5 protein-coding genes and 2 pseudogenes are annotated in these 6,935 nt (G+C 72.4%); 4 read left to right on the top strand and 3 right to left on the bottom strand.

The genetic code is table 11. The features are described 5' to 3' along the window. From AB0J52_RS21575 to AB0J52_RS21585, 3 genes and pseudogenes are all read right to left on the bottom strand, one after another. Positions 1 to 287, bottom strand: a pseudogene (locus AB0J52_RS21575) (RNA polymerase sigma factor); the annotation flags it as partial. Between the two features lie 230 nt (positions 288 to 517). Then, positions 518 to 2,632 (bottom strand): SpoIIE family protein phosphatase, encoded by a 2,115-nt coding sequence (locus AB0J52_RS21580; RefSeq protein ID WP_500183541.1) that lies wholly within the window; start codon positions 2,630 to 2,632, stop codon positions 518 to 520. Positions 2,633 to 3,380: 748 nt separating this feature from the next. After that, entirely contained in the window at positions 3,381 to 3,998 is a 618-nt protein-coding gene (locus AB0J52_RS21585; RefSeq protein WP_500183543.1) for an HhH-GPD-type base excision DNA repair protein, read from the bottom strand. A gap of 105 nt (positions 3,999 to 4,103) precedes the next feature. On the opposite strand from AB0J52_RS21585, the gene AB0J52_RS21590 reads away from it, so the two are divergent. From AB0J52_RS21590 to AB0J52_RS21605, 4 genes and pseudogenes are all read left to right on the top strand, one after another. Beyond that, entirely contained in the window at positions 4,104 to 4,793 is a 690-nt protein-coding gene (locus AB0J52_RS21590; RefSeq protein WP_500183544.1) for a molybdopterin-dependent oxidoreductase, read from the top strand. Continuing rightward, positions 4,780 to 5,550: a cytochrome b/b6 domain-containing protein gene (locus tag AB0J52_RS21595; RefSeq protein WP_500183546.1), complete on the top strand. Its 771-nt coding sequence runs from the start codon at positions 4,780 to 4,782 to the stop codon at positions 5,548 to 5,550. The genes AB0J52_RS21590 and AB0J52_RS21595 overlap by 14 nt, the downstream gene beginning before the upstream one ends. 498 nt (positions 5,551 to 6,048) lie before the next feature. After that, positions 6,049 to 6,294: a hypothetical protein gene (locus AB0J52_RS21600; RefSeq protein ID WP_500183547.1), complete on the top strand. Its 246-nt coding sequence runs from the start codon at positions 6,049 to 6,051 to the stop codon at positions 6,292 to 6,294. 434 nt (positions 6,295 to 6,728) lie between these two features. Beyond that, a pseudogene (locus tag AB0J52_RS21605) lies at positions 6,729 to 6,935 on the top strand (hypothetical protein); the annotation flags it as partial.

The following is a 6,935-nucleotide window of genomic DNA, read 5'->3' on the forward strand; positions in this document are numbered from 1 at the left end:
GCCGCACGCTTGCGCGTCCGCTTCGGCGCCGCTGAGTCGGCGGCGCTCACGACGACGATCACACCCTCCTTGCTCAGGGCACGCAGAATCTTGGGGGCCATCGACATGGGGATCTCGGCCTCCTCGAACGTACGGCGGAGGTCGTCGGCGTCGAGGTGATTGCCCTGGGACTTCCCACGCTCGATCAGCTGCGCGATGACGGTCTCGTGCAGGTCTGATGCCTTCGAGGTCGAGCTAGCAGGCGACACAAATACCTCTCGAACGAACGTGTGGGTTGGCTGACCCAAGCGCCCTGACGGGACGGGCCTCACTCGGAGTGGGACCACGTGCACCGGGCGGGCCACCCTGTGCGGGACCGCAGCGTACCCGCTCTTACTAGGGTCAAGCATTCTGGCACGGCTGCGCATTCCGCTTCGATGTGCTGCCCGGTAACACACCACCTTAGAGGGCGCACGGCGGTCCTTCGTACGTACTACGCCGTCTTCTCGCCGCCTTCGGCGGAACTTCTACGCGGGCGTCACGGGGACTTCGGCGGGACATGCAGGGCAAGTACGGTCACATCGTCCACCTGCTCATACCCGGCAAGCATCCGATCGACCAGGAAGTCGACGAGTCTCTCTGGGTCTCCTACCACTTCAGGTGGGGCGTCCGTCGCGACCGTGGCCAGTTCCTCGAGCCCGGCGTCCACCCCACGCCTACGGTTCTCCACAAGTCCATCGGAATAGAAGACCACAGTGTTGCCGGTTTCGATGGAAAAACTTGTCTGCTGCCGCTGGGAGGGCCAGCCGAGCGGGGTGCCGGGCTCGCGGGTGGAGACCTTGGCGTCGGCGTCCGGGGAGATCAGGAGGGGCGGCGGGTGGCCGGCGTTGCTGAAGGCGCCGCGCCCGGTCTCGGGGTCGATGACCGCGTAGGCGACGGTGGTGAACTGCTCCTCGTCCTCGGTGGCGGAGAACAACCGGTCCAGACCGGACAGGACCGCGGCCGGGCGGGGGTCGTTCAGGGCCAGGGCCCGCAGCGCGTTGCGGACGCGGCCCATCCCGGCGGCGGCGCGGACGCCCTTGCCCATGACGTCCCCGACGGCCACGGCGAGCCGGTCGTCCGGCAGCCGGAACACGTCGTACCAGTCGCCGCCGACCTGGACGTGCCGGGTGGCCGGGTTGTACCGGGCGGCCAGCACCATGCCGGGGAGCTGCGGAAGATCACTCGGCAGCAGGCTGAGCTGGAGCTCCTCGGCGGTCTTGTGCTCGCGCTCGAACAGCAGCGCCCGCTCGACGGCCAGGGCGCACTGGCCGGCGAGGGCCTCGAGGAAGACCTTCTCCTCCTCGGTGATCTCGCGCGGGCGCTTGAAGGAGAACCGCAGCGCCCCGATCGGCGCGCCCGCCGCGAGCAGGGGCAGCCCGACCCAGGCCCGCTCCTCGGCGTGCTGGGTGAACAGCTCCGCCTCGTCCCGGCCGAGCTGGAGGCGCAGGTCGTCGGGGCTCTGCGCCAGGAACGGGCGGCCCTCCCGGACGGCCACCGACATGACCGTCTGGTCGCTGACCCGGATGTCGTCGCGGGCCGGACGGGCCTGGTCGGAGGCGGGCTCGCCGCCGCCGGGCGGGGCCGGGGTGACGATGGACAGCCGCAGCTTGTCGTCGTCCAGCAGCGCGACGGCCGAGTAGTCCGCGCCGATCGCCGACCGGCCGACCTCGGTGATCACCTGGACGACCTGGGCGACGGTCAGCGCCTCGGCGAGCATCGAGGTGGCCTGCTGCAGCCGGGCCGTGCGCAGCGCCGCCGCCGAGAGCTGCTCGGTCAGCCGGCCGCGCATCTCCTCGGCCTCCTTCTGGCCGGTCACGTCGGTGTTCGCGCCGACCCACTCGACCACCCGGTCGCCCTGCCAGATCGGCACCGCGCGCACGTCGAAGTGCCGGTAGGCGCCGCTGCGGGTGCGGATCCGGTAGCCGGTCTCGAAGACCCGGTCGCCGGCGACGGCCTCGCGCCAGATCTCCTCGATCCGCGGCCGGTCCTCGGGGTGGACGACGGCGGACCAGCCGCCGGAGGCGTAGTCGTCCGGGGTCTGGCCGGTGATCTCGCGCCACTCGGGGGCGTCGTCGATGGCGGTGCCGTCCGCGGCGGCCACCCACACGACCTGGGAGCTGGCCTCCACGAGGGAGCGGTAGCGCTGCTCCTTGCGCCGGATGACCTCCTCGGCGCGGCGCCGCTCGGTCACGTCCAGCGCGGTGAGGACGACGCCGACCGGCGTGTCGTCCCAGGCGGCCTGCTTGGGCGGGCGCGCCTTGTCCCGGTCCTTGTCCTTGCCCTTCCCTGCGGCCTTGCCGTCCGGCTGCGCTCCCCCGCGCGCCGGGAGCCAGGTGCAGGACAGGATGCGCCCGCCCACGGCCAGCTCGGCGTCGGTGATGGGCCGGTCGTCGGCGAGGACGGAGCCGAGGGCGGCCGCGAAGGCGGCGGCGGTCTCCTCGTTGAGGACCTCGCCGGGGCGGCGTCCGGTCAGGTCGGCCGCCGAGACGCCGAGCATGGCGGCGAGGGCGTCGTTGACGCGGCGGCACTTCAGCCCCGTGTCGAAGAGCGCGATCCCGGCGGGGGCCTCCTTCAGGAGGGTGGCGTACAGGGCGGCGTCGGACGCATCCATGGGCTGACCCTTCAGCCGGGAGAGCCGGGGACGCGGAACGGACGTCTCGGTGCTCACAGGCAACACCTCCGCCCCAGGGGGTCCCGTACCGCGCGGCAAGTTCTCATCACTATGTGTGAATGGGAGCAGGCTAACGCTCCCGCCTCCATCACAACACCCGTCGAAGTGAGGTTCTCATCATCTCGACGCGTAGCCCCGGACGGAAGCCCCGCCGCCGATCCGCCTATGACGGATACGGCGTCCGGCGCGTGATTCGGACGGTGGATCGCACGCATCCGAGGACACCCGCCGGAAAGGTGTTCTTCCGGACGGCGAGTGGACGATGCTACGCCGGATCGGGTGCGCCGCGCCGGACGGACGCGCCGTCCCTCTCGGCCGTCCACGGTTCCGGACCCACCGAAACGACGCTGACCTGCCGCCCTGCCAACAAGCAAAAAGAAGGTAAAGGCGGCCGGGGTGGCGAGGGCCGGGTCACCACTCACCGGACAGCCCCCGACAGGGCACACATTTCGCCTCTTCGCGGCAACTTCGACGATGCGGAACCGCGAGGTCGGCATGCGGGCGACGTCCGATGGCGTCCGGCGGCGTCCGGCGGCGAGGACGTGGAGTGCCGGCGTGACCGGCTCCGGCCTTCGCGGCCGCCCGTCCTTGTACAGCGCCGTAAAAGCTTGTCCTTATATATAAGGGGCGGCTGAGGACGGTGGGGCGCCGCTCGCCCGAGGGGCGGCACTGGCGCGAGGGACGCGCGTTATCCCGCTGACCCGTCGGACTTGCTCGACTTGCCGGGCTTGCCGGGCTTGGCGGCCTTGGCCGCGGCCTTCATCTCCTGCTTGAAGGACCTGACCCTGCCGAGGGACTCCTCGTCCACGATGTCGGCGACGGAACGGTGGGACCCCTCCTCGCCGTAGGAGCCGGCGGCCTCCCGCCAGCCCTCGGGCCGGACGTCCAGGCGCTTGCCGAGGAGGGCGACGAAGATCTTCGCCTTCTGCTCGCCGAAGCCGGGCAGGGCGGCGACGCGCCTGTAGAGGTCCGCGCCGGTCTCGGCGCCCCGCCAGAGGGCCGCGGCGTCGCCGTCGTAGTCGTCGACGATCGCGCGGGCGAGGGTCTGGACGCGGGCGGCCATCGACTTGGGGTAGCGGTGCAGGGCGGGCTTGCGGCTGAAGACCTCGACCAGCGCGTCCGGGTCGAAGGCGGCGAGCTCGGCGGGATCGGGATCGCGGCCGAGGCGGTCGGCCAGCTCGCGGGGTGCGGCGAAGGCCCGCTCCAGCGGGACCTGCTGGTCCAGCAGCATGGCGGTGAGCAGCGCGAACGGGTCCCGGTTGAGCAGGTCGTTCGCCGCGTCCTCGATCGGCAGTGTGATCGGCATGTCGTTCCCCTCCAGGCGGCGGCGCGTCCGGGCCAATTCTTGCGGAAGTCTTACGGGCCGCCGCGCACCGTGGTGGGAGCGGCGGGGCGGTGGTCGAATGGACGCATGGACGAGCAGAGCGGTACGCCGGTCGGCCGCCGGATCGTGCTGGGGATGCTCGGTCTCGGCGCGGCCGGCGTCGCCGTCGGCGCGTCCGTGCAGCGGGAGGTGACGCGGGCGTTCTCGCCGGTGAGCGGGATCGGCGACGTGCTGCCCGCGGTCGGCGGCTTCCGGTTCTACTCGGTGGTCGGCACGGTCCGCGCGCCGCGCGACCTGCGGATCCGGGTGGACGGCCTGGTCGCCCGTCCGCGCGCGTACTCGCCGGCGGAGCTCGCCGCGCTGCCGCAGACGCGCGTCCGGCGCGACTTCCAGTGCGTGACGGGCTGGCGGGTGCCGCACGTGGAGTGGGCGGGCGTCGCGCTTCCCGATCTGCTGGACGCGGCGGGCGTGTCGCCGCGGGCCCACGCAGTGCGGTTCCACTCGTTCGACGGCGCGTACACCGAGTCGCTGACGCTGGAGCAGGCGCGGCGGCGGGACGTCCTGGTCGCGACGTCGATGCAGGGCGGGCCGGTCAGTCACGACCACGGCGGGCCGGTCCGGCTGTTCGTCGCGCCGATGTACGGCTACAAGTCGCTCAAGTGGCTCAGCCGCATCGAGCTGACCGAGACCGTCCATCCGGGTTACTGGGAGGACCGCGGCTACGACGTGGACGCGTGGGTCGGCCGCTCGAACGGACGCGACGATGCACCGACCTGAGAAGCGGAACGGGCTGCTGCCGCGGTTCACCCGGGCGGAGCGCTGGACGCACCATGCGACGGCGCTGCTGATGCTGGCGTGCCTGGTCACGGCGGTCGTGCTGTACATCCCGGCGGTCGCGACGATGATCGGCCATCGGGAGGTCATCAAGCCCGTCCACATCTACTGCGGGCTGGTGCTGCCTGTGCCCACGCTGCTGGGGCTGGCCTCGCGAGCGTTCCGCCGCGACCTCGGCGCGCTCAACCGGTTCGGGCCGCACGACGCGCGGTGGCTGCGCAGCGGACGGCGGCGCGCCGTGGTGAACGGGCGCGGCGTCGTCCCGGTCGGGAAGTTCAACGCCGGGCAGAAGCTCAACGCCGCGTTCACCGCCGGGGCGGCGCTGGTCATGCTCGGCACCGGCGCGATGCTGACCTGGCCTGATCCGTTCTCCGACCGCTGGCGCACGGGCGCGACCTTCGTCCACGACTGGCTGTTCCTGGTGATCGCGGTCGTCACGTTGGGGCACCTGTGGGAGGCGCTCCGAGATCCCGGCGCCCTGCGCGGCATGGCCACCGGCAGCGTCACCGTCGCGTGGGCCTCCCGGCACCACGCCGCCTGGGCCGACGAGGTCACCGAACCGTCCGCGACGCCGCCGAGTGCGGCGAACGGCGAGGTGGCCGGTCACGGGGCGAGCGCGGACGGGAGCCCGGGGCAGGTCGACGGAGGCTCGGTGCCGGGCGATCAGGGGCATGCGCGGACGGACGTTCGCCCGCCATAGGAAGCCCGAGCTTGCGCGAGACGGACGGAAGTCGGTCGTGGAGGGACGGAAGGCCCGTCACGGCTGGTCGAAGGCCCGGTCGCAGGCTCACGGTAGATCGGCGCGGCCGCGCCAAGGCTCGAAGGGAGCGGCCCGAAGGCCGGGCGGGAGCGAGTGGGAGGCCCGATGCAGACGGGCGGGAAGCCCGATGCGGGCGGACGGTGGGCCAGGCGCGGGCGGGCGGGGGCTCGGCTCGGGTGAGGGGGCGGGCGGCGCGGGCGGGCCGAAGGCGGGGCGGGCCGAGAAGTGAGGTGCGCGGGACTTTGGGGAGGTGAGCGGGTCACGGCACCGGATTGAGGCGAAGGTAGGTCTTGACACTCGCTGGGAACGCGCTGGAATGAGACATCGAGGCGGGGCCACGGCGGCCGTCCGGACGGTGCGAGCTGGGGCGGGCGTCCGGCCGCGTCTCGACCGGCGGTTCACCCCCGGCCGCCGGACCTTCGGGCACGGAGGCGTGCGATGCCTGCACTTGCCGATCACCGGAGCGAGACCCGCGACGTGCTCACGCAGCGGTTGACGGTCGAGTTCGTGATCTTCCTCCTGGAGGACGTGGCGCGGTGCGTCGCCGACGTCCAGGCGCGCATGACCCATCTGGGGCTGTCCCCCAGTGACGACCTGGTCGAGCGCATGGCCCGCGAGCAGCTTCTCTGCCGGGTCAAGTCGATGCCGCCGTCCGGCATCACCCCCTGGGCCCGCGAAGCCTGACTTCCGGCGTCCTCGACGCCCTCCGCGAGCGTCCCTTCGGTGACCGTTCGAACACAGTGGAGGGCTTACCGCCGTGTGCCCGCCAGGCCCCGCACCCGCGGGGCCTGGCGGTGGCACGCCGGGCCCCTCGTGGCCTCGCCATCGCGCCTCCTCCCTGCTTGCGAGGGGGTCTGCCCAAACGCGGGCGAAAGACTCGTCCACTTCGGGACTCGGCCGATGGGCGTCTGGAAGGGGGGCGGCCGGGCGCGGATGTGCTGCAGTTCACCTGGTTGGAGAGCCGCGGGAGGGTCGCCGCGTGGGCAAGTGCTGCGTTCCAGGTGGCGGGATCTGAGAAGCTAGGGGGTGTGAGTCCCCGTAGCAGCCGTCCGTCCGCAGGGGGTCCTGCGGCCGAGCCGCCGGTACCGGACGACGAGATAGCCGCGATCTTCGATGGGATGCTGCGGCACGCGCGCGAGCTGCTGGCCGTCCGCAGCCCCCTGGACGCCGAGCTGATCGTGAGCGAGATCCTCGGCTCGTGGTGGGGTCAGCGCGCGATGGACGGGGACGTCGAGGAGGTCGTCGGCGAGGCGCTGGTCGCGCACGCCGCCCGCGTCGGCAGCCCGGCGGCGCTCGCGCTGCTCACCGGGATCACCTGCCTCGGC

This window comes from Spirillospora sp. NPDC049652 (genome assembly GCF_040675125.1).
Classification (GTDB): Bacteria; Actinomycetota; Actinomycetes; order Streptosporangiales; family Streptosporangiaceae; genus Spirillospora.